The organism is Actinoplanes sp. NBC_00393, assembly GCF_036053395.1.
Classification (GTDB): Bacteria; Actinomycetota; Actinomycetes; order Mycobacteriales; family Micromonosporaceae; genus Actinoplanes.
Window position 1 is genome coordinate 8,863,316 of sequence record NZ_CP107942.1, and the last position, 19,875, is coordinate 8,883,190.

The window sequence follows — 19,875 nt, forward strand, 5'->3', positions numbered from 1 at the left end:
TCGGATGAGTGAAAACGAAACGGCGCCGCTTATCACCTCAAATGTGAGGTATGCGGCGCCCGTTCGGCATGGTGCACGAATTTTGTGAGTATTTTTGACCGGCCCGCTCTGCCGAAATATGAATGCGCAGAGCGGGCGGCTGACGACGTCAGAAGCGGAACTCGCCCGCGGTGACACCCTCGACGAACGCGTCCCACTCAGCCTTGGTGAAGCTGAGTGTGGCGGCGTCGGGGTTCTTCGAATCGCGAACCAGGTACTGGTCGTCGACCTTGGCAACCTCGACGCAGGTTGACGTTCCGCAGCGGCTGCTCTTTCGCCATGCGGGCACGTTCATCTCTCCCATTGTGGACCTTCCACGGTTTTAGGCGCCGCGCCGGCCAAGGCCGCCACGGCCTTGGTTTTATCGGGTGTCCCTGGGCGGCACATCGGTTGCGCCGCCTTCCAGGATCTCTATCTGCCGCCGGATGAATTCGATCGTGTCTGCCTCATCGGCGACCTCTTTCCAGACTCTGTCGTAGCGAGCCCGGTGCTTCGCCGTAATGTCATGATCTTCGATCATTTCGTCGCTCAGTCCGGTTTCCCGGTAGAGCACTTCGCCCTCGCCCAGTACGAGGAGGTCGAAACTCGCGTTGTTGGTCACCGAGGCTTCCAGCGAGAACGGCACCATCCGGATCCGGATCGTCCCGGCCTCGGCCCGTTCCACGAGGTCACGCAACTGCTCGGCGAACACCGCTGGTCCACCGATGGTGCGCCGCAGCACCGACTCGTCGACCATCAGCAGGAACGGCACGCCCTCGTCGAGGCGGGCGCGCATCGCATCGCGGCGCAGGGTCCGGGCCCGCAGGCGCGCCTCGCGCTGGTCCTCGCCGAGCTCGTCCTCGAACAATGCCATCAAGGCGTTCGAGTAGCCGGTGGTCTGCAAGGGCCCCGGAATGTAGTAGATCGAGTACGACCGGATCTCCGCGGCCTCATTCTCGTATTCGATCAGCTTACGAGAGGCGTCGGTGAGATATTCGCGGAATTCCGGTGCCTGATACCAGGCCTGCCGCTGCCGGGTGCGGGCGATGCGGGTGTCGGCGAGCAGTGAGGCGACGGTCGCCCGGTCCTTGATCCCGAGGAAATTGAGCAGCGGCTTCAGATCATTCGGGGAGATGCTGACATCCCCGTTCTCGATCCGGATCACCTTGCTGAGCGACCACTCCATCTCCTCGGCGACCTGCATCTGCGTGAGGTCGGCCCGCTCTCGCGCTTCACGAAGCGCGAGTCGCACCCGTCGGCGCGCGATGGTAGGCGAGTCGCCCTCAGCCATGAGTCCTTCATCGTCGAAGTTCGTGGTTACGTCGAGTAGCTTGATTACCGGGAGTAGCAGTGATCCTGCTATCTGCTACCTCGCTGACTGCTAGTTGGCAGGCAGCGAGGTCGCCGACATCTTAGATTACTGTCCTATCAGAACGACAGGTGCAAGGTAGTGGTTTTGATCGAATAGAGACTTCACCCGAGAGGTCTTCGCGTATGAGCAGGTCAGACGGCGGCTTGCGGAATGCGGAACGGGGTGCCTCGGGCGTCCTCCATGGCCCGGCGCAGAGCGCGGCTCACTTGGTTGAAGACACGCTCATCGGCTGACGAGAAGAGCACCACAGCCTCGCCCCGGTGCTGCGCGTGCAGCTCCCAGTGCCGGGGCTGCCGCCAGGTGGCGGCTACAGCGGGTGTGGCGAGCGCCAGAAAGGCGACGACGTACAGAGCCGGGTCGGCGAGCAGGGTCCAGCCGGCGACCGCGGCGAACAGGGTGCATCCGGCGAGAGCCGGAGCGAAGGGGCGCACGCGCGCCGGCGCCTGAACCCGGCCGACATTGCGCAGATGCTGAACGTGAAAAACCAAACGCCCTGAGGCGGTGTGCCAGACGAACTGGTCGTTGGTCACCATGGCGTCGGCCGCGTCGTAATAGGTGCGTGTGCGCATGGCGAACTCCTCTTCACTTTTCCTTGCGAGGAGGAGAAGAGCGGGCCACCATTGGCGCGAGAGACCACCCCGCCTCGCTCGAGCGGCAACGACCGGAGACAGTGAAGCCGGGAGCCGCCAGAGGCGGACAACGGCACCCGTTTGCCGCCGGGTGCCGTTGTTTGTCTCTCCCTCCAACTCCGCCCTTTTGTTGCTCTACCGTTAGTAGAGCACGCCACCCTGCTGACCGCCACCACTCAATCTGCCATGTTGCAGACTGCGTACAAGCTCCTAGGTCAGGCCGCAGGTGACCGGTCTTACCCGCGAGGTCGCGTTTCGGGCTCGACGGCACCGGGTAGGCCATCTGCGGAACCGCGACGAACCTGTATTTCCGCAGGTAGGAGGGCGAGAAGCGGATGGAGAGCCGATTGAGTGTCGCGGGCCAGGCGGTGCAGCCGATATTGGTGATGTTCCCGCTCGGTCTCTTCGCTATGGCCGTAATGTTCGATATGGCGGACTTGCTGGGTGGCCCTAGCATTCTTGGCGCACTGGCCTACTGGAACCTCGTTGCCGGCCTGTTCGGCGGCGTGCTGGCTACCCTGGCCGGTGCCGTCGACGTGATGTTCGTGCGCCATTCCGGCGCGCGTCGCCTCGGCGTATTGCGAGGCCTGCTCAACATGGGCGTACTGGTGATCTTCACGGTCATCCTGATGCTCCGGGTCCGTGATCCGGAGCGGGTTGTGAGCGGCGGATTGTTCTTCGTCGAATTGCTCGCCCTCGCGGTCGCCGGATACGGCGCCTGGTTCGGCGGCAAAATCGCGACCGGTCACGTGCCGGCGTTTGCCCGCGCCGCTGCCGGGAACCGGAACTACTGACGGCGTTGAATGCCGGGTAGAAATCCGGAAGGAGCACACACGATGACCGCATCGATCAAGGGGAAGCGCGTGGCTTTCCTGGCGACCGACGGCGTGGAAGAGGTCGAGTACACCGAGCCGCGCAAGGCCGTCGAGGCGGCCGGTGGAACGGCGGAACTCGTCTCGATCAAGACCGGTGAGATCCAGGCCGTCAACCACATGGACAAGGCCGGCACGTACCGCGTGGAGAAGAGCGTGCAGGAGGCCGACGCGGGCGAATACGACGCGCTCGTCCTGCCCGGCGGCGTCGCGAACCCCGACTTCCTGCGCATGGACTCGGACGCGGTCCGCTTCGTCCGCGACTTCTTCAACGCGGGCAAACCGGTCGCCGCGATCTGCCACGGCCCGTGGACGCTGGTCGAGGCCGGCGTCGTCGACGGCCGCACGCTGACGAGTTGGCCCAGCCTGCGCACCGACCTGGTCAACGCCGGCGCCACCTGGGTGGACGAGACCGTCTACGTCGACGAGGGCCTGATCACCAGCCGTAACCCCGACGACCTGCCGGCCTTCTGCGAGGCGGTCGTCGAACGCATCGCGGCCCGTCAGCCCGCCTAAAATCAAAACACTTCGGGGTACGCCTACGAAGAAGTCTTGTGGCGCACGGCCCGGGCCGTGCGCCACAACCATGTCCCGCCGCCGCCGGGCATAAGCACGGGGTCTTCCGGGCTCGCGGGCTCCGCCCGCTTCGCCCGGTCAGCTTGTCCTGGAGGCGGCCGCGGCGGCCCACTCCTCGTCGGCGGCCTTCTTCAGGGCCATGCCGTCCTTGCCGTTGTAGCGGACCAGCTTGGGCAGAGCGGCGGCCAGGACCGCGGTGCCGGCCACGCAGAGGACACCGCCCAGCCAGATGGCGCCGGGCACGCCGAGCGACGTACGCGCCATGGCGCCGGCCCGGAGTTGACCCAGCAGCGGGCCGGTCGTGTAGGACAGCATCTCGATCCCGGCCAGACGTCCGCGCAGGTGGTCGGGGATGGTCTGGTTCCAAATGATCATCCGGAAGATGCCGGAGATCATGTCCGCGGCGCCGGCGAAGGCCAGGCAGAACAGGGTCAGCCAGAGCGTGCCGGACAGGCCGACACCGATGATGCCGACTCCCCAGAGTCCGGCGGCGACCAGGACCATCAGGCCGTGCCGGTGGACCCGTGCGGTCCACCCCGACCCGACCGTGGCCAACAGCGAACCGACGGCGGGCGCCGCGTAGAGCAGACCCAGGACGCTGGGGCCGCCGAGTTTGTCGGCGAGGAACGGGTACAGCGCGGAGGGCATGCCGAAGAACATCGCGTTGATGTCCACCAGGTACGTGCCGAGCAGCTCGGGGCGGGACTTCGCGTACTTCAGGCCGGTGACCACGCTCTTCAGCGAGGGACGGTCGGCGGCGGGGGGCGGCGGGACGGCTCGCACCAGGCTCAGGCAGATCAGCGAGACGGCGAAGGTGATCAGGTCGAACGCGTACACCCAGGCCAGGTCGAAGTTGGCGAGCAGGATGCCGGCCAGTGGCATGCCGAAGAGCTGGGCGAACTGCATGCCGAGCGACTGCAGCGACATGGTGGCCGGCAGCTGCTCCGGTTTCACCAGGCGCGGGATCATCGCGTCGAGCGCCGGGCGCTGCAACCCGGCCACCGCGGCGGTGAGAAACGCCGCGACGTAGAGCAGCCAGAGGTGCGGCTCCTCGGAGAGCGAGTTGAACAGCAGGATGCCGCAGATCAGCGCCAGCGCCGCCTCACTGCCCCGGACCAGTAGCCGGCGGTCGATGTAGTCGGCGAGCGCACCGCCGACGAACGACATGATCAGCAGTGGGGCGAGCTCACAGACGCCGATCAGGCCGACCATCAGCGGGTCGTCGGTCAGCTTCGCCACCTGGAACGGGATGGTGACGTAGCTGATGAACGAGCCGAAGGCCGTGACCACACCGCCGATGAACACGAGCCGGAAGTCCCGGGACGTGCGCAACGGGGTCAGGTCCAGCGCGAACCGGCGTCTGCGGGATGTCACGTCGGGCAATCCTGCCTGAGGGCACCCTTACCCGCATCGGGATTTTCGTCTCGCCCGGTTACTTCATGACGAGCCGGCCGGTCTCCCGGAACGTCGCGAGGTCGGCCAGCGCCTCGTCGATGATGAAGGACTTGCCGCTGGGCAGGGCGTCGAGCGGGAAGAAGCCGGCGTCCACGCTCTCCTCGGTCTGCCGGACCAGTTCGCCCTCCCATGAGTGCACCACGAACGTCATCAGCACCTGCTGGTACGTGTGCCGGTACTCATTCGTGTAGGTGTACGCCGTGTAGAACGCGTACGGCGTGAGCGAGGTGGCCCGCAGCCCGGTCTCCTCCCACAGCTCCCGGACCGCGCACGCCTCCATGCTCTCGCCGAGCTCCATGGCACCGGCCGGGATCGCCCAGCGCAGGTTGTCGGACCGCTGAATCAGCAGCAACCGGCCCTGCTCGTCGAGCACGACGGTGCGTGCCCCGACGAAGAAGATCGTGTCGGTGTCCCCGACACTCGCCCGAACCCGGCCCAGGTAAGACTCAGCCCACGTCAACGCCACACGACGACATTAGTCAAGCAGACTTCTTGGCGGGCCTCTTGGCGGGCGTGGTTTTGCTCGCGGCAGCGGTCTTCGTCGATTTGGCGGCGGTCGTCTTCTTCGCCGCGGTGGCCTTCTTGGCGGGAGCCGACTTCTTGGCCGGCGCCGCCTTCTTCGCCGGCTTGGCGTCCGAGTCGTCCTCGCCGCGTGCCTTGCGGGCCCGTTCCACCGAGGCCTTGAGCGCCGCCATCAGGTCGATCGCCGCGGCCGGCTCCTCGTCGGCCTCCTCCGGCTGGACCACCTCGCGGCCCTCGACCTTGGCGTCGATGACCTCCTGGAGCGCGGCCCGGTAGTTGTCGGTGAAGTCGTCGGCCTTGAAACTGCCGGCCATCGAGTCGATCAGCGAGCTCGCCATGGCCAGCTCGGCCGGGCGGGTCTCGATGTCCTCGTCCAGGAAACCGAAATCCGGGGTACGCACCTCGTCGGGCCACATCATCGTGTTGAGCACCAGAACGTCGTCGCGGACCCGCAGGGTGGCCAGCTGCTCCCGCTGCCGGATCGCGATCTTGACGATGGCCACCCGGTCGGCGTCGCGCAGGGCGTCGCGGAGCAGCACGTACGGCTTGGCGGCCTGACCCTCGGGCTCGAGGTAGTAGGCCTTGGCGAAGAGGATCGGATCGATCTGTTCGGCCGGGACGAATTCCAGCACGTCGATCGCGCGGGACGTGCTCAACGGCAGATCGGCGAAATCCTCATCCGTCAAGATCACCATTTCGCCGCCGCCGATGTCGTATCCCTTGGCGATGTCGTCGTAGCTGACCACCTCGCCATCGACCGAGCAGGTGCGCTGGTACTTGATCCGGCCACCGTCGGTGCGGTGCACCTGGTGGAAGCGGATGTCCTTCTCCTCGGTGGCCGAATACAGCTTCACGGCGATCGACACCAGGCCGAACGAGACCGCACCCTTCCAGATCGCACGCATGGTCGCACCCTCCGTGTCAGGACCCCTGATCAGAATGGCATTACTGAGACGCCTGCGTAAGGTGAACGCTTCTGCCTATGGTGATCGGGTGCCGGGTCCACCCCTGTCCCCGATGCTCGCCACGGCGGGCTCGTTGCCGACCGGAGACGGCTGGACCTACGAGTTCAAGTGGGACGGCGTACGCGTACTCGCGCTGTTCGGCGGTGGTGCCCCGGAGCTGTTCGCGCGTTCCGGAGCACTCGTCACCGCGGCGTACCCGGAGATCGCCGGCCTGCATCTGCCCGAGGGGACCCTGCTCGACGGCGAGATGGTCGTCTTCGACGCCGAGGGGCGGCCGTCGTTCACCGCGCTGGCCGAGCGGATGCACGTCCGCGACAAGAACCGGGCGGCCCGGCTGGCGGTCACGGCGCCGGTGACGTACCTGATCTTCGATCTGCTCTTCCTGGACGGCATGGATTACACCGGCCTGCCCTACCTGGCCCGCCGCGAGCGGTTGGAGGAACTCGACCTGGGCGGCGGCAGTTGGATGGTGCCGCCGTCGTTCGGGGACGGCCCGGCCACCGCGGCGGCCGCCCGGGAGAACCGGTTGGAAGGCGTGATGGCCAAGCGCACCGACTCGGTCTATCTGCCGGGGCGGCGTTCGCCGGACTGGGTCAAGGTGAAGTTCGACCGGACCGGGGACTACGTGATCGGCGGCTGGCGTCCGGGCGCACGGAAGCTCGGCGGGCTGCTGGTGGGCGTGCCGACACCGGACGGGCTGGCGTTCCGCGGGCGGGTCGGCGGTGGGATCGGTGCGGCGGCGGAGCAGGAACTGCTGTCCCGGCTGGGGCCGCTGGCGGCCGGTGATTCGCCGTTCGTGCCGGGCGCGGTGCCGCGGGAGGATTCCCGCGGGGCGCACTGGGTACGCCCGGAACTGGTGGCCGAGATCCGCTACGGCAACCGCACGCCGGACAAGCGACTGCGGTTCCCCCGGTTCCTCCGGCTGCGCGACGACAAAGCGGCCGACGAGTGCGCGGAGGAGGGCGACGATGGCTGAGCCGGCCCGCGGCGGAAGACCGAAGAGGGAGCGCTTCACCGTCACCGTCGACGGTCGCGATCTGGAGGTGTCCAACCTCGACAAGCTGATGTATCCGGCGGCCGGATTCACCAAGGGCGAGGTGATCGATTACTACACCAGGATCGCCCCGGTGCTGCTGCCGCACCTGCGCGACCGGGCGGTCACCCGGATCCGCTTTCCCAACGGCGTCGAGGGCGCCCACTTCTTCGAGAAGAACAAGCCGGGGGGTACGCCGGACTGGGTCCGCCTCGAGACGCTTCCGGTGCCCGGCTCGACGAAGAGCCGGGAAACCATCGACTTCGTGGTCGTCGACGACCTGCCCACCCTGGTCTGGCTCGCCAACCTCGCGGCGATCGAGCTGCACACCCCGCAGTGGCGGATCGGCGCCGACCCGGACCTGATGGTCGTCGACCTCGACCCGGGCGCGCCGGCCGGGCTCAAGGAGTGCTGCGCGGTGGCGACCCTGATGCGGGACCGGCTCGCCGAGGACGGGATCGACGCCTACCCCAAGACGTCCGGGAAGAAGGGGATGCAACTGTGCTGCCCCGTCTCCGGCACGCAGAACGCCGAGGTCGTCTCGGCGTACGCCAAAAAGGTCGCGGACGAGCTGGCGGCGCTCGTGCCCGGCTCGATCACCGCGAAGATGGCGAAAGCCATTCGCCCCGGCAAGATCTTCATCGACTGGAGCCAGAACAACGCGGCGAAGACGACCGTGACGCCGTATTCGTTGCGGGCGGGCGAACGGCCGACCGGTTCCGCGCCGCTGACCTGGGACGAGGTCATCGCGATGGCGACCGGCGAGATGGCGGCCCGCCAGTTCGGGGCCGGTGAGGTGCTGGAACGCGCCGAGCAGCACGGTGACCTGCTCGCCGATCTTCTTCACCACGGACCAGCGGTACCCACAGTTTGATCGACTCCGATACAGTGCCGTCGCATCCTTCTCAAGCGGGGGTTCCACTGTGGGCGTTCTCCGTGGCGCCGCGATCGCGGCGTTCTCCATCTCTCTGGTCCTCGGGACCGCGGCTCTGGCCTCGGCAGACGAAGCCGACACGCAGGGCCCGACCGTCCAGATCCGCTGGGGCGTGCCGGCGGCGCCGAACGTGATCGGCAAGGGTTTTCAGACCCTGCAGACCGACATCTCGGACCCGTCCGGGGTCGACCAGGTCAGCTGGTTCGTCGACGGCGCGTTGCGCTCCCACGATCGGTACCTGCACTACGACTTCGGTGCCACCCAGCGCACCGCCGAGATCGAACTCTGGGCCACCGACGTCGAGGGCAATCAGACCGTGACGAAATTCCCGGTCACCGTCGACGCGACCCCGCCCAAGCTCACCGCGGTCAAGCCGGCGGCCAACAGCCGGGTCCGGGGCAAGCCGGTGACTGCGACGATCACCCTCAGCGATCTCTCCCGGGACATGTACGTCATACCCGAGAGCAACCTGGCGAAGCCGCTGCGTGCCGCGCCGTGGACGGCGAAGTTCCCGATCTACGACGACGGCCGGTACCGGCTCGGCTGGTGGGTCTACGACGCCTGGGGCAACCAGGCGGTGGTCTACCAGAGCCTCGTCGCCGACAACACCGGGCCGAAGCTCACGGTGACCAAGGCTCCGAAGAACAAGGCCAAGGTCAAGGGCACCGTCAAGGTCACCGCGACGGCGAGCGACGCGGCCGGGGTCGCCCGGGTCGAGCTGCTGATCAACGGCAAGGTGGTGGCCAGGGACGTGAAGTCGGCCTACCAGTTCTCGATCAACACCAAGAAGTACGGGAAGACGATCAAGGTGCGGCTCCGGGCGTACGACCGGCTCGGGAACGTGACCGCGACCAGCGTGCGCACCTGGCACCGCTGACCCGATCGCGGGTCGCCGCTTGCTGATGGGCCAGACTGGGTCGGTCAGCAGGCGGCGACGGGAGAAGCATGGCTGAGCGGGTGCCCGCCTACCGACGGATCGCCGTCGACCTGGCCGGCCGGATCCGGGACGGGGAGTATCGGCCGGGCGACGCGCTGCCGCCGCAGCGGGAGCTCAGTACGCGATACGGCGTGACGCTGATGACCCTGCGCCAGGCCCTCCAGGAGCTGCGCGACGACGGCCTGATCGTGCAGCAGCCGGGCCGCGGGACGTACGTCGCACCGGCTCAGGCCGCTTACCGGGTGGACACCCTGCGCAGCTTCGTCGACGACCTGCGCGAGCAGGGCCACGAGGTGTCCACCGAGGTGCTGGCCGCCGCGGTGGAGTCGGTGCCCGAGCCCGGCCTGCGCCTGACCCGTCTGCGCCGCCTCGGCGGGCAGCCGGCGATCCACCAGACGTCCTGGGTCCCATCGCCCCACGCGGATGCAGTGAGCAGCGCGGACTTCAGCACGAAGTCGCTGTACGCCGCGCTCGCCGAGGCCGGCGTGACGATCGTGCGCGCCTCCGAACGGATCGTCCCGGGGCTGCTCGACGAGTCCGTCGCTGCCCATCTGGAACGGCCGGTGGGCAGCCCGATCTTCGTCAGCGAGCGCACCACGTACGCCCTGGACGGCCGCCCGGTGGTCGTCGACCGGGCGGTCATCCTCGGCGATCTCCTGGAGATCCGAGCGGAGCGGGCCGCGACCCGCCTCTCCCTGCAGTGGGGCCGCTCAGTCGACCTGCGGTAGCGGCGGGCCGAGAACATCGTCGGCGTCGACGATGGTGTATGCGTAGCCCTGCTCGGCGAGGAAGCGCTGGCGGTGCGCCGCGTACTCGGTGTCGATGGTGTCCCGGGAGACGACCGTGTAGAAGTGCGCCTGCCGGCCGTCACCCTTGGGCCGCAGGACCCGGCCGAGACGCTGTGCCTCCTCCTGGCGGGAGCCGAAGGTACCGGAGACCTGGATCGCCACCGCTGCCTCGGGCAGATCGATGGAGAAGTTGCCGACCTTCGACAGCACCAGCGTCCGCAGTGATCCGTCGCGGAACGCGTCGAAGAGCCGCTCCCGCTCCTTGTTCGTGGTGGAGCCCTCGACGATCGGGGCGTCCAGATATTCGCCCAGCTGGTGCAGCTGGTCCAGGAAGCCGCCGATGACCAGCACCTGCTCGTCCGGGTGCTTCTCGACCAGGGCCTTGACCACCGGCAGTTTGGTCCGTGCGGTGGCCGCCATCCGGTAGCGTTCCTCGGCTTCGGCCACCGCGTACGACATGCGTTCGGCGTCGGTGAGGGTGACCCGGACCTCGACGCACTCGGCCGGGGCGATCCAGCCCTGTGCCTCGATGTCCTTCCACGGGGCGTCGTAGCGTTTCGGGCCGATCAGCGAGAAGACGTCGCCTTCCCGGCCGTCCTCGCGTACCAGGGTGGCGGTCAGGCCGAGCCGGCGCCGGGCCTGCAGGTCCGCGGTGAAGCGGAAGATCGGCGCGGGCAGCAGGTGCACCTCGTCGTAGACGACCAGGCCCCAGTCGCGGGCGCCGAACAGGTCCAGGTGGGTGAAGGCGCCGCCGCGACGGGAGGTGAGCACCTGGTACGTCGCGATGGTGACCGGGCGGATCTCCTTGCGCTCGCCGCTGTACTCCCCGATCTCCTCCTCGGTGAGCGTGGTCCGGGCGAGCAGCTCCCGCTTCCACTGCCGGCCCGCGACGGTGTTGGTCACCAGGATCAGCGTCGTCGCTTTCGCCGTCGCCATGGCCGCGGCGCCGACCAGCGTCTTACCGGCGCCGCAGGGCAGCACCACGACGCCGGAACCACCGGCCCAGAAGCCGTCCACGGCCTCCTGCTGGTACGACCGCAGCGTCCAGCCGTCCTGCTTCAGCTCGATTGCGTGGGCCTCACCGTCGACGTAACCGGCCAGGTCCTCGGCCGGCCAGCCGAGCTTGAGCAGGGCCTGCTTCAGCCGGCCACGCTCGGAGCCGTGCACCGCGATCGTCTCGTCGTCGATCCGGGCGCCGAGCATCCCGGCCAGCTTCTTCGACTTCGCCACCTCGATCAGCACGATCTTGTCGAGGCCGCGCAGGACCAGGCCGTGCACCGGGTCGTTGAGCAGCTGCAACCGGCCGTAGCGGTCCATCGTCTCGGCGACGTCGACCAGCAGCGCGTGCGGCACCGGATAGCGGGAGAACTTGATCAGCGCGTCGACCACGCTCTCCGCGTCGTGCCCGGCGGCCCGCGAGTTCCACAGGCCCAGTGGGGTCAACCTGTACGTGTGGACGTGCTCCGGCGACCGCTCCAGCTCCGCGAACGGCGCGATCGCCATCCGGCAGGCATGCGCGTCCGGATGGTCCACCTCCAGGAGCAGGGTCTTGTCCGACTGCACGATCAGTGGTCCGCCGCTCACGCGTACACCCTTCGCCTTCGTCTGGTCAGGCCGAAAAGGCCGACCATCCAGTCTGCCACGGAAATCGGATGCAACATTTCCGGTCGCCGGGGCGTGTATAGGAGGCCGGGTCGTGCCACAACGGGGGTGCACGACCCGGCAAAAACCTATTCCTCGGTCACCGCGGCGGTGATCCGGTGCAGGGCGAAGGTGTGCAGCGACTCGCCACGCTCGTCCTCCGCACGCAGGTAACCGGCGCTCAGCGACACCGGGCGGACCAGCCGGGAGAGCGTGGCGCCGTGCGAGTCCACGTACCCCACCCAGACCTTGGCCTTGTCCCGCACGGCCTGCTGAAGCACCGCCATGGCCTGCGAATGCTGCTGTACCGCGGTCAGGCCCGGCCCGGCCTGGCCGTGCGCGGCGCGCACGGTGACCGGCGCGCGACGTGCGGCCCGGGTGGCGATGTCACCGCGCCGCAGCTGTTCCACCACGCCGGCCAGACGGGGGCCGGCCAACATCGGCGGTCCCGGTGGTTCGGCGATTCTCGGGGTACGCGTAGGCGCGCGCCGAGCCTTCGGCCGGGACAGCATGGTCGCGCCGCCGACGTCCTCGGCGACCGGGGCGTACCCTGCCTCCCGCAGCGCGCCCAGCAACCGTGCCACCGGGCGCGGGCTGACCAGCACCGTCGGTGCGATCCGGCGCAGGTCCACGGTGCTCAGCCGCTTGTCCGCCAGCACCTCGGTGAGCAGCGCCTCGTCGTCGCTGCGCAGGTAGGAGCCGGCCGAGCCGCTGCGCAACCCGCCGTGCTTACGGGCGGTGTCGTCGATCAGGTAGGTCAGCGTCTGCGGCACCGGCGTGCGGGACCGGCGGCGGAAGAGCCGGTGCAGGTCATCGGCGCTATAGCCGACGTCCAGCGCGCGCCGCACACTCGCCGGCGTCACCCGGAACACGCTTGCGCCACCCGCCGACTCCGGCTCCGCCACGTCGTCCAGCTCGGCGCCGAGCTCCGGCTCCGGCGGGCCGGGCACGACCACGGTGAGGTCGGCCTGGACCAGGAAATGATCGACCGGCACGGGCAGCAGGTGGTCCAGCGCGCGGACGGCGTCGGGCGGGGCATCCTCCGGATGCACCCCCAGCGGGTCACCCTCGTCCGGGTCGGGCCCGGCCAGCAACAACCGGGCGTACGAGGTGAGCGCTCCCAGCCCGGTGATGCCGAGGAGGACCGCTCCGGCGTACGCATCCCGGTGGGCCATCTCCCGGCCGCGGGCCCGCCGTGGCGCCTGCCAGGCCAGCAACGCCATCAGGTCGTCGACGGACGGGGCGGCGCCCGGCTCCAGGTCGGCCAGCGCGTTCAGCGCCTCCCGGCGGGCCTGCGGCGCACCGGCCCGCTCGGCGTCCGGTGCGAGCGCGTTGATCGGGCGGTCCCGGTCGTCGCGGCGGCCGATCAGGCCGGTCTGCCGGGTCATCATCAGCCAGGCCCGGGTCAGCGCGGTCCAGCGGTGCGCGACGCTGGAGGCGCGCCACAGGTCGTACGCCCCGGTGGGCAGGAAGACGTCCTGCGCGGCCCCGGTGGCGGAGCGGCCCGCGCTCACCTCGGACTCGCCGAGCAGGCCGGCCGTGTACGCCGTCTCGACCAGCAGGGCGGCGCCGGCCTCGTCCACCCCGGCGGCGCGGGCCAGCCGCTTCAGGTCGCGGACGCCCAGGCCGCCGGCGCGCAGGACCGGGGCGGCCTCGGCGGCCAGGGCCTCGAGGATCGCCTCGGTGGCGCGTACCGCCTCCATCGCCTGCCCGGCGCCGGCCGAGTCGGCGGCCTTGCGGTCGCGGACCGTGGCCTCCGGGATCGGCGGGAACGGGCGCAGCGGGCCGAGCGGGCCGGTGTCGCGGCGCAGCAGCATGCCCACCTCGCGGGGCAGCTCGACCAGCTCGCCGTCCGGGCGCGGGGCCCGGCCGGCCTCCGAGACCGGGACCAGGACGTGCTCGTCGACCAGCCAGCGGATGGGCTCGGCCACCGCCTCCCGGTTCAGTGCCCCGATCGGGGGACCCGCGGCCAGCCGGTCGAGGACCGCGCGGGCGCCGGCGGGCGCGGCGAGGATGGTGCGGCGCAGCTTGGCCGGGTCCGCGCAGAGCACGGCGGCCTGCGGATCGAGATAGTCGGCGGGGCGGCCGAGGCCGGCCGGGTAGGGCGACGTGACCTCGTCGACCGCGCCGACGACCTGCAGCGCCTCCGGCGGGCCGTGCAGCAGGAAGCGGACCCGGAGACGGTCGATCGCCACCCGGACGTCGTCGGCGGACACCTCCGAGGTGAGCTCGAGGATCGCGTCGACCGAGGTCAGCGCGGTGTCGGCGGCCCGGCTGAGGCGGGCCGCGTCCAGGATCAGCAGGGTGAACTCGTCCAGGCCGTCCAGGCAGCGGGCGACCGAGTTACGGGACTGGGCGCGTACGGCTAGTGCCGAGATGTCGGCCGGCACCGGGACGACCAGATCAGGGCGCAGCTGTATCAGCGCGCCCAACGCCTCGTCGGGCAGCGACCGGAGTTGATCGGCGAATGTGGTGGCCATCGTCTTCAACGCTAACGTTCATGGGACGATGGTGGTGGGTCCGGGCGTGGCCGGACCGCTATGGCGAGGAGGAGCGAACGTGGCGTCAAAGGCCAAGATGCCGGGCACCCAGGTGTCTGTCAGCGCGAAGAGCAGCCCGCGTGGCGTGGACATGAAGGGCCAGATGCACGTCTCCGAGCTGATCTCCGATCGGGCCGCTGCTCCGTCCCCGTTCGGTGACGACATCACCTTCCCGCTGCCGGTGGACCGCCTGACCTACACGCCGACCTTCACCCAGGAATGACGCCTGCGGTCGGGTTCGACCTGGACATGACCTTGATCGACTCCCGGCCGGGGATCGCGGCGGCCTATCGGGCGCTCACCGACCGGACGGGTGTGCATGTCGACGCCGACCTCGCGGTGACCCGGCTCGGCCCGCCGCTGCGAACCGAGCTGGGGTACTGGTTCCCGGCCGAGGAGATCGAGGAAGCCGTCGTCACCTACCGGGCGCTCTACCCGGAGTACGCGATCCGGCCGACCGTGCCGACCCCCGGCGCCGTCGAGGCGCTGGACGCGGTTCGGGCGGCCGGTCTGCGTACCGTCGTGGTGACCTCGAAACTCGGCCGGCTGGCCCATCTGCACCTCGACCACCTGGGCATGCACGCCGACGAGCTGGCCGGCGACCTGTTCGCCGAGGGCAAGGCGACCGCGCTGGTGGAACACGGTGTGCGGTGGTACGTGGGAGACCACGTGGCAGACATGGTGGCCGCTCGTACCGCCGGGATCCCGGGCATCGGGGTGACCACCGGTCCGTGCTCCGAGCAGGACCTTCTGGACGCCGGAGCGTCGTACGTTCTGCCGGATCTCACGGGGTTCCCCGCACTGCTGGGTGAGATTGCGGTTGGGTCCCGGCCAACGTCTGGATAGCCTTGCCGTGAGCAGTTGTGTCCATTGAGTGAAGTTGAGGTCAGCGGTGCCCACGGGTCGAGTGAAGTGGTACGACGCTACGAAGGGATTCGGGTTCGTCACCAGCGATGAGGGCGGTGACGTGTTCCTGCCCAAGGGCGCGCTGCCGGCGGGGGTCACCGAGCTGAAGAACGGTCAGCGGATCGAGTTCGGCGTCGTGGACAGCCGTAAGGGCGCCCAGGCGCTCGGCGTGAAACTGCTGGACGCTCCGCCGTCACTGGCCGAGTTGCGCCGCCGCCCGGCGGACGAGCTGGCCAGCATGATCGAAGACATGATCAAGGTGCTGGAGAGCCAGGTGCAGCCGGCGTTGCAGCGCGGCCGCTACCCCGACAAGAAGACCGCGCAGAAGATCGCGCAGCTCGTCCACGCGGTCGCCCGCGAGTTCGAGATCTAGAGCTTCACTGAGCTTGCCGGCTCCGCTTCGCTCCGCGTCGATTGCCTTGTAACCGGCAATCGACCGGAGGTGTCAGACCCGCCGCCGCGGCGCGTCCCAGCAGGGCGTGCGCGGCGGCGAGTCCGTCTTCGCCCAGGTCGAGGGTGAATTCGTTGACGTACAGCTCGATGTGCTGCTTCACCACCGCGGGCTCCATCTCCTGCGCGTTCGCGAGGATGAACTCCTGGCTGGCGGTCGGGTCGAGCCAGCCCTGGCGCAGCGACTCGCGGATCCACTCGGTGGCCGCGGCCGGGTCGACGGTGCCCTTCTTCGCCAGGATGGCGCCGAGCGGGATCGGCAGGCCGGTGTCCTTCTCCCACCACTCGCCGAGGTCGGCGAGGGCGGTCAGGCCGTAGCGCTGGTAGGTGAAGCGGGCCTCGTGGATGACCAGACCGGCGTCGTACCGCCCGTCGGCGACGCCCGGCATGATCTGGTGGAACGGGACCACCTCGATCCGGGCCGGCGGCTGGCCGGCCGCCCAGAGGCGGAACAACAGGTACGCCGTGGTGCGGTCACCGGGGACGGCCACGGTCGCACCGGTCAGATCCCGCGGCTCCCGGCTCAGCACCAGCGGCCCGCAGCCCCGGCCGAGCGCACCGCCGCAGGGCAGCAGCTCGTAGTCGTCGAGCAGCCACGGCAGCGCCGCGTAACTCACCTTGACCAGGTCGAACGCGCCGTTCTCCGCAGCCGTGTTCGTCACGTCCACATCCGCGAAGGTCAGATCGACCGGCGGCGCGCCGGGCACCAGCCCGTGGATCAGCGCGTGGAAGACGAAGGTGTCGTTCGGGCAGGGGGAGACCGCCAGGGAAAGCGCCACGGTCTCACGCTAGCCCGGCACGCCGGGGATCGCTCTGTCTAGCTCCCCACACCTCGCGGTGCATCCTGGAAAAAGATTCATCTTTGTGTCTGGATCTCTGGTGTGACGCTTCTTACACTCCGTTTGTTGGATCACTTGATCGATCAAAGGGGGTGTCCCGTGGCGCGACTACGCACGCTCGTCGCGGGCGTCCTGGTGCTCGGCCTCATCGGTGGGCTGCCCGCGCCCGCCGCCATGGCCGCGGCCTGGACGTCTGCGAATGATCTGGAAGGTGCATGTGTCACCCTCCAGGCTTCCAACGGTTACGTCTTCAAGGACAGCGTCGGGTACGGGTACACGAGCAACTCGGCACGCGCCGAGAAGTTCCGGTTCGAGGCGACCCAGCTCGGCCGGTACGCGATCCGGGACTCCACCGGCGCCCCGATCTACCAGAGCGTGGTCGGCTGGGTCTGGGCCGGCGCCGACTACGGCGACCGGGCGGACTGGACGGCCACCGTCGCCGACGGCCGCTACAAGTTCGTCTCCACCGCCACCGGCCAGCAGATGGGCGTCTACCTGGGCGGGCTCGGGGCGGGGAATGCGACGTACGCGCTCGCACCGGCCAGTGGCTGCGCCGCGAACCCGGACATCGCGACCGGTGTGAGCGGCACCCCGGCCCCGGGAGTGGACGCCAACGGCAAGCTGGTCGGCTGGATCGACGCGCACTCGCACATCACCGCTGCAGAAGCGTTCGGCGGGTCGATGCACTGCGGTGAGGCGTACGCGCCGGGCGGCGTGACCGTGGCGCTGAAGGGGTGCCCCTCACACGCCACGCTCGGCTGGGGCGCCCTGCTCGAGGCGATCATCGCGGGCACCGACCCGATCGACTCGGCCGAGGACGGCTGGCCGACCTTCAGTGACTGGCCGCAGCACGACACGATGCTGCACGAGGCGTCCTACTTCCGCAGCATCGAGCGCGCGTGGCGGTCCGGCCAGCGGGTGCACAACGCCCTCCTGGTGGCGAACCGGGTGATCTGCGGCCTCACCCTCCAGCACACCTCCTGCGACGAGATGGACCAGATCCGTGCGCAGGCGACCTACCTGCGCAAGATGCAGGACTATGTGGACGCACGCAGCGGCGGGCCCGGCAAGGGCTGGTTCCGGCTGGCCACCACCCCTGCGCAGGTACGCCAGATCGCCGCCCAGGGCAAACTCGCGGTGACCATCGGCGTGGAGAACTCCGAGATCTTCGGCTGCCGGGAGATCAAGGACGTGCCGCAGTGCACCACCGCCGACATCGACCGCGGGCTCGACGAGCTGGCGAGCATGGGTGTCAGTGGCATCTACCCGGTGCACAAGTTCGACAACGCGTTCGGCGGCACCCGGTTCGACGAGGGCGTCACCGGCGCGGCGGTGAACGTCGGCAACCTGATCTCCACCGGCCACTGGTGGCAGGCGACCAGCTGCACCGGACCGTCCGACAACGAGCAGCCGCTGGTCAGTGACGACATCGCCAAGCTGCTGCAACTCGGCGTCGGCCTGCCGGCCGGGACCGTCCTGCCGGTCTACCCGAGCGGCAAGATCTGCAACGTCCGCGGGCTCACCGACCTCGGCAAGTACCTGATCCAGAAGATGATGGACCGCGGCATGATCATCCACCTGGACCACATGAGCGTGAAGACCGCGACCGCGGTGCTCGACATGGCCGAGCAGGCCGGCTACCCGGGCGTCACCTCGGTGCACAGCTGGTCCGACCCGACCATCATGAACCGGCTCCTCGGGGTCGGCGGCTTCCTCGCCGGCTATGCCTTCTCGGCGACCCCCGACGGCCAGGACACGCCCACCTTCCTGGAGGAGTGGCGGGCCAACAAGGGTCTGGCCAACGGTTCGAAGATCACCGGGTACGGGGTGGGCACCGACGTGAACGGGCTCGGCCCGCAGGCCGCTCCCCGGCAGAACGCCGGATCCAGTCCGCTCACCTACCCGTTCACCGCGACCAACGGGACCACGGTGAACAGGCACGTCTACGGCTCGCGGACGTTCGACCTGAACACCGACGGCGTCGCCCAGTACGGCCTCTACGCCGACTGGATCGTCGACCTGCTCAACCAGTCCGGTTCGGACGCCGCGCAACTGCGCAAGCACCTGCTCAACGGGGCCGAGGCCTACACGGTGATGTGGGAGAGGGCCCGGGCGGCATGACCGACTGCACCGAGCGGCACCCAGCCGCAGTGCGCTATGGCCTCGCAGGCGAGGGCCACGAGGGCATGCCGAAGGCAGACACAGCATGACGCTCGTCGAAGCACCGGTCCGTCGCCGCTGGATGACCGCCTATGGCCTGGCCATGGTCGGGGTGGCGGCGGGCTGGTTCGGCCCGATCCAGATCCTGCTTCCGGAGCAGGCGGCACGTCTCGCCGGCGAGGGCGGCAAGGAGGCGCTGCTTGCGCTGGTCACCGCATGGGGCGCGGCAGTGTCCATGGTGGCCAACCCGCTCTGGGGTGCGCTCTCCGACCGGATCGGGTCCCGGCGGCTGCCGATCTTCATTGCCGGCACCGTGGTCGGCGTCGCCGGGTTGCTCATCCTCGCCGGGGCCGACTCCACGCCGGGCATGGTGCTCGGCTGGGTGCTGGTCCAGGCCGGGTTGAACGGGCCGCTCGCGGCGCTGGCCGCGATGATCGGCGACCGGGTGCCGGAGCAGCAACGCGGCACGGTCGGCGCGCTGTTCGGGGTGGCCCAGATCGTCGGCGTGGTACTCGGCACGGCCGTCGCGGTCGCGGTCGGGCAGGGCGCGCCGGGGTACGTCGCGGTGGCGATAGCGGTGCCGGCGCTCGGCGCCGCGTTGCTGATCATCCACCGGGACGAGCCCGTCGCCGCAGTCGAGAGACGGCGGATCCACTGGGCCGTACTGATGCGGCCGGGCGGCCAGTTCGCCTGGGCCTGGCTGATCCGCTTCCTGCTGAACCTGGTCAACGCCCTGGTCCTGGTCTACCTCTTCTACTACCTGTCGGACCGGGTCGGTGTCGGCGACGCGGCGCTCTGGGTGCTGATCGTGACCGTGGTGAACGTGCTGGTCGCGGGCGTGGTCGGGTTCGCCGGGGGAGTGCTGTCGGACCGCTGGGAGAAGCGCAAGGTCTTCGTGGCGGTCGCGGCGGTCCTCCTCGCGGCCGGCACGGTGCTGATGGCGCTGATCCCGGTCGTGCCGGTGGTCATCGCGGCGTCGGTGCTGGTCGGGGCCGGCTGGGGGGCGTACATCGCGGTCGACATGGCGGTGATCACGCACGTCCTGCCGGATGCCGAGACCCGGGCCACCATGCTCGGCGTCGCCAACATCGCCGGCACGCTCCCGCAGCTGCTCGCGCCGGTGCTCGCCGCGCCGATCGTCACCGCGCTCGGCGGATACCAGACCCTCTACCTGCTCACCGCCGCCTTCGCGCTGGCGGCGCTGGCTGCCCTGCCCCGCCTGCGGGCACTGTACTGAA

General features: G+C 69.3%; 20 protein-coding genes. 11 read left to right on the forward strand and 9 right to left on the reverse strand.

What is annotated here, in order from left to right:
• Positions 1-148: 148 nt before the first annotated feature.
• From OHA21_RS41040 to OHA21_RS41050, 3 genes are all read right to left on the reverse strand, one after another.
• Positions 149-343 carry a DUF397 domain-containing protein gene (locus OHA21_RS41040; RefSeq protein WP_328464530.1) on the reverse strand — a complete coding sequence of 65 codons (195 nt, stop codon included), beginning with the start codon at positions 341-343 and terminating at the stop codon, positions 149-151.
• Between the two features lie 57 nt (positions 344-400).
• Complete coding sequence (locus OHA21_RS41045) at positions 401-1,309, reverse strand: helix-turn-helix domain-containing protein (protein ID WP_328464532.1); 909 nt, start codon at positions 1,307-1,309, stop codon at positions 401-403.
• Positions 1,310-1,521: 212 nt separating this feature from the next.
• Positions 1,522-1,959, reverse strand: coding sequence for a DUF6232 family protein (locus OHA21_RS41050; RefSeq protein ID WP_328464534.1), 438 nt, complete (start codon positions 1,957-1,959; stop codon positions 1,522-1,524).
• A gap of 395 nt (positions 1,960-2,354) precedes the next feature.
• On the opposite strand from OHA21_RS41050, the gene OHA21_RS41055 reads away from it, so the two are divergent.
• Positions 2,355-2,813 carry a DUF2231 domain-containing protein gene (locus OHA21_RS41055; protein WP_328464536.1) on the forward strand — a complete coding sequence of 153 codons (459 nt, stop codon included), beginning with the start codon at positions 2,355-2,357 and terminating at the stop codon, positions 2,811-2,813.
• Positions 2,814-2,855: 42 nt separating this feature from the next.
• A complete protein-coding gene (locus OHA21_RS41060; protein ID WP_328464538.1) occupies positions 2,856-3,407 on the forward strand; it encodes a type 1 glutamine amidotransferase domain-containing protein in 552 nt (183 codons plus the stop codon).
• Positions 3,408-3,545: 138 nt separating this feature from the next.
• Here OHA21_RS41060 and OHA21_RS41065 read toward each other — a convergent pair whose 3' ends face one another.
• The 3 genes from OHA21_RS41065 to ku are packed head-to-tail and all read right to left on the reverse strand — an operon-like array spanning position 3,546 to position 6,349.
• A complete protein-coding gene (locus OHA21_RS41065; RefSeq protein ID WP_328464540.1) occupies positions 3,546-4,850 on the reverse strand; it encodes an MFS transporter in 1,305 nt (434 codons plus the stop codon).
• A 49-nt stretch (positions 4,851-4,899) separates the two neighbouring features.
• Positions 4,900-5,388 carry an NUDIX domain-containing protein gene (locus OHA21_RS41070; protein WP_328464542.1) on the reverse strand — a complete coding sequence of 163 codons (489 nt, stop codon included), beginning with the start codon at positions 5,386-5,388 and terminating at the stop codon, positions 4,900-4,902.
• Between the two features lie 13 nt (positions 5,389-5,401).
• Positions 5,402-6,349: a non-homologous end joining protein Ku gene (gene ku, locus OHA21_RS41075; protein ID WP_328464544.1), complete on the reverse strand. Its 948-nt coding sequence runs from the start codon at positions 6,347-6,349 to the stop codon at positions 5,402-5,404.
• An 88-nt stretch (positions 6,350-6,437) separates the two neighbouring features.
• Between ku and ligD (OHA21_RS41080) the strand changes: the two genes are divergently transcribed.
• The 4 genes from ligD (OHA21_RS41080) (at position 6,438) to OHA21_RS41095 (ending at position 10,041) form a co-directional block, all read left to right on the forward strand.
• A complete protein-coding gene (gene ligD, locus OHA21_RS41080) occupies positions 6,438-7,385 on the forward strand; it encodes a non-homologous end-joining DNA ligase (protein ID WP_328464546.1) in 948 nt (315 codons plus the stop codon).
• Complete coding sequence (gene ligD, locus OHA21_RS41085) at positions 7,378-8,316, forward strand: non-homologous end-joining DNA ligase (RefSeq protein WP_328464548.1); 939 nt, start codon at positions 7,378-7,380, stop codon at positions 8,314-8,316. Before ligD (OHA21_RS41080) ends, ligD (OHA21_RS41085) begins: the two co-directional genes overlap by 8 nt.
• 49 nt (positions 8,317-8,365) lie before the next feature.
• Complete coding sequence (locus tag OHA21_RS41090) at positions 8,366-9,253, forward strand: Ig-like domain-containing protein (RefSeq protein WP_328464550.1); 888 nt, start codon at positions 8,366-8,368, stop codon at positions 9,251-9,253.
• A gap of 68 nt (positions 9,254-9,321) precedes the next feature.
• A complete protein-coding gene (locus tag OHA21_RS41095) occupies positions 9,322-10,041 on the forward strand; it encodes a GntR family transcriptional regulator (RefSeq protein WP_328464552.1) in 720 nt (239 codons plus the stop codon).
• Here OHA21_RS41095 and OHA21_RS41100 read toward each other — a convergent pair.
• Entirely contained in the window at positions 10,024-11,685 is a 1,662-nt protein-coding gene (locus OHA21_RS41100; protein ID WP_328464554.1) for a DNA repair helicase XPB, read from the reverse strand. The two genes, OHA21_RS41095 and OHA21_RS41100, sit on opposite strands and share 18 nt — an antisense overlap.
• Before the next feature lie 146 nt (positions 11,686-11,831).
• Positions 11,832-14,222 (reverse strand): helicase-associated domain-containing protein, encoded by a 2,391-nt coding sequence (locus OHA21_RS41105; protein ID WP_328464556.1) that lies wholly within the window; start codon positions 14,220-14,222, stop codon positions 11,832-11,834.
• A 79-nt stretch (positions 14,223-14,301) separates the two neighbouring features.
• On the opposite strand from OHA21_RS41105, the gene OHA21_RS41110 reads away from it, so the two are divergent.
• Genes OHA21_RS41110 through OHA21_RS41120 form a run of 3 tightly spaced genes read left to right on the forward strand, consistent with a single transcriptional unit; the run spans position 14,302 to position 15,561 of the window.
• On the forward strand, positions 14,302-14,505 hold the full coding sequence (locus OHA21_RS41110) for a hypothetical protein (protein ID WP_328464558.1): 204 nt from the start codon (positions 14,302-14,304) through the stop codon (positions 14,503-14,505).
• Positions 14,502-15,128 (forward strand): HAD family hydrolase, encoded by a 627-nt coding sequence (locus OHA21_RS41115; protein WP_328464560.1) that lies wholly within the window; start codon positions 14,502-14,504, stop codon positions 15,126-15,128. The genes OHA21_RS41110 and OHA21_RS41115 overlap by 4 nt, the downstream gene beginning before the upstream one ends.
• Positions 15,129-15,174: 46 nt before the next feature.
• On the forward strand, positions 15,175-15,561 hold the full coding sequence (locus tag OHA21_RS41120; RefSeq protein ID WP_328464562.1) for a cold-shock protein: 387 nt from the start codon (positions 15,175-15,177) through the stop codon (positions 15,559-15,561).
• A gap of 4 nt (positions 15,562-15,565) precedes the next feature.
• Here OHA21_RS41120 and OHA21_RS41125 read toward each other — a convergent pair whose 3' ends face one another.
• On the reverse strand, positions 15,566-16,417 hold the full coding sequence (locus tag OHA21_RS41125) for a 1,4-dihydroxy-6-naphthoate synthase (RefSeq protein WP_328464564.1): 852 nt from the start codon (positions 16,415-16,417) through the stop codon (positions 15,566-15,568).
• A 159-nt stretch (positions 16,418-16,576) separates the two neighbouring features.
• On the opposite strand from OHA21_RS41125, the gene OHA21_RS41130 reads away from it, so the two are divergent.
• The gene (locus OHA21_RS41130) at positions 16,577-18,598 is read left to right on the forward strand and encodes a hypothetical protein (RefSeq protein WP_328464566.1); all 2,022 of its coding nucleotides are present in this window, start codon (positions 16,577-16,579) and stop codon (positions 18,596-18,598) included.
• An 85-nt stretch (positions 18,599-18,683) separates the two neighbouring features.
• The gene (locus OHA21_RS41135; RefSeq protein ID WP_328464568.1) at positions 18,684-19,874 is read left to right on the forward strand and encodes an MFS transporter; all 1,191 of its coding nucleotides are present in this window, start codon (positions 18,684-18,686) and stop codon (positions 19,872-19,874) included.
• Position 19,875 lies beyond the last annotated feature (1 nt).

Bases quoted from the DNA above. Each gene is read 5' to 3' on its own strand.
- OHA21_RS41095 (WP_328464552.1), top strand. From the start codon at position 9,322: ATGGCTGAGCGGGTGCCCGCCTACCGACGGATCGCCGTCGACCTGGCC.
- OHA21_RS41105 (WP_328464556.1), bottom strand. From the start codon at position 14,222: ATGGCCACCACATTCGCCGATCAACTCCGGTCGCTGCCCGACGAGGCG.
- OHA21_RS41135 (WP_328464568.1), top strand. From the start codon at position 18,684: ATGACGCTCGTCGAAGCACCGGTCCGTCGCCGCTGGATGACCGCCTAT.
- OHA21_RS41115 (WP_328464560.1), top strand. From the start codon at position 14,502: ATGACGCCTGCGGTCGGGTTCGACCTGGACATGACCTTGATCGACTCC.
- OHA21_RS41055 (WP_328464536.1), top strand. From the start codon at position 2,355: ATGGAGAGCCGATTGAGTGTCGCGGGCCAGGCGGTGCAGCCGATATTG.
- ligD (WP_328464548.1), top strand. From the start codon at position 7,378: ATGGCTGAGCCGGCCCGCGGCGGAAGACCGAAGAGGGAGCGCTTCACC.
- OHA21_RS41040 (WP_328464530.1), bottom strand. From the start codon at position 343: ATGGGAGAGATGAACGTGCCCGCATGGCGAAAGAGCAGCCGCTGCGGA.
- OHA21_RS41045 (WP_328464532.1), bottom strand. From the start codon at position 1,309: ATGGCTGAGGGCGACTCGCCTACCATCGCGCGCCGACGGGTGCGACTC.
- OHA21_RS41050 (WP_328464534.1), bottom strand. From the start codon at position 1,959: ATGCGCACACGCACCTATTACGACGCGGCCGACGCCATGGTGACCAAC.
- ku (WP_328464544.1), bottom strand. From the start codon at position 6,349: ATGCGTGCGATCTGGAAGGGTGCGGTCTCGTTCGGCCTGGTGTCGATC.
- OHA21_RS41060 (WP_328464538.1), top strand. From the start codon at position 2,856: ATGACCGCATCGATCAAGGGGAAGCGCGTGGCTTTCCTGGCGACCGAC.